Below are 1,743 nucleotides of genomic sequence, written 5' to 3' on the forward strand. Positions count from 1 at the left end.
TAAGAAATTAATATAAATATCAACAAAAGTAACCCCCTTATTTCTCATAATTAGAACCAATCTAAAACAAATATTGTTCATTATTCCAATTATGTTCAACTTCGTGACTCTGTAACGTAAATTGGTTCCAATCGATAACATTTATTGTCTTAAAATGTTATCAATTACTAAACAAAATGATATTAAAACACCATAGGTTAATTGCGCGATTGCATATAAATACAATTGCACATCAATTCAGCTTGTATAATATTTCTTAAGAATTGACGAGAGGATATAATCAATAAATCTTCATTCTTTGGGTATTGAGTCTTTTATATTAAACACTTCCAATAAACCACCAATTGAGAGAATACAATCGTTCACTGAAACTAACCTGCACCTCCCACCTCAGAAACAACACAACAAAAGACTTTATTATGATGCTCTACAAAGCTCAGGTTTAGGCGAGTTAATATTAATATCAGGCTAAAGATCGTGGAAAATTGTTCCGCAAATCTCGGAAACAATGCTAGCCATTGAGTGCTACTATCTTCATAGAATTAATATACTAACTATTGGATACCTTATGATTAAGTTCGCTGTAATTGGAACCAATTGGATTACACAGAAATTTGTTCAAGCTGCTCATGAATCACAATCGATGCAGTTGGCTGCTGTTTATTCACGAAATCTAGCCAGCGCGGCACAGTTCGCCCAAGAGTTTGACGTTGAAACGACTTATGACTCTCTCGACGCATTGGCAAATGACAACACTGTTGAAGCCGTGTACATCGCTTCACCAAACTCACTGCACTGCGAGCAATCTATCTTGATGATGGAACACGGCAAGCATGTCATCTGTGAGAAGCCTGTCGCATCGAATATTGAAGAAGCAACACACATGTTTGAGGTCGCTCAGAAGAACGGTGTGGTGTTGTTTGAGGCGTCTAAATCTCAGTTTCTACCGAACTTTGAGCAAGTTCAACTCGGCTTAAAAAAGATAGGCAAAGTGCATAAAGCGCACATCAACTACTGTCAATATTCATCGCGTTACCAGAAATACCTAAACGGCGAGAACCCAAACACCTTCAACCCAGTTTTCTCTAACGGTTCATTAGTCGATATTGGCTTCTACTGCGTCACCGCGACTGTTGCTCTGTTTGGTGAACCTGAGAATGCACAGGCTTCGGCAAAGCTACTTGACTCAGGTGTGGATGCGCATGGCTGTGCGATCTTCCAGTATCCAGAATTTGATGTAACCCTTGCGCACTCTAAAGTCAGCGACTCTTACGTACCAAGCGAGATCCAAGGCGAACAGGGATCGATCATCATCGATCACATTGCAGAATGCACCGACGTTAAGATTCGCTATCGTGATGGCACGGTAGAAAACCTTACTCAAGCACAAAGAGAAAACTCCATGAGTTACGAGGCCCAAGCCTTTGCAAACTGCATTGCTGGTGACAAAAGTACACAAGCTCAAGCCCAACTGCGTGCTTTAACCGTTGCAAAGTTGATTACAGATATGCGTCAACAAGTTGGTGTCGTTTATCCCGCCGACAAATAACACCCCAAGCATGTTAACCAACTGATTTTTAAGAAATGCCGATTTATGCATAACTAAATTTAATCTTTACGACAAATAACCGGATTAGTTGATTGGGATACCATCTGTTTAAATCCGCGTTCGATATCTGTCGTATTTATTTATTTTATTGAAGGTGTGTAAAGTGTTTTCAGTTGATGATCGCGTTGTTGCAA

At 39.6% G+C, this 1,743-nt stretch carries 1 protein-coding gene; it reads left to right on the plus strand.

The genetic code is table 11. The annotated features are described in order from the left end of the window. Positions 1-568 precede the first annotated feature (568 nt). Positions 569-1,549 carry a Gfo/Idh/MocA family protein gene (locus AB4232_RS21750; RefSeq protein ID WP_372087994.1) on the plus strand — a complete coding sequence of 327 codons (981 nt, stop codon included), beginning with the start codon at positions 569-571 and terminating at the stop codon, positions 1,547-1,549. Positions 1,550-1,743 lie beyond the last annotated feature (194 nt).

The organism is Vibrio sp. 10N.286.46.A8, from assembly GCF_041470165.1.
Classification (GTDB): domain Bacteria; phylum Pseudomonadota; class Gammaproteobacteria; order Enterobacterales; family Vibrionaceae; genus Vibrio; species Vibrio tasmaniensis_A.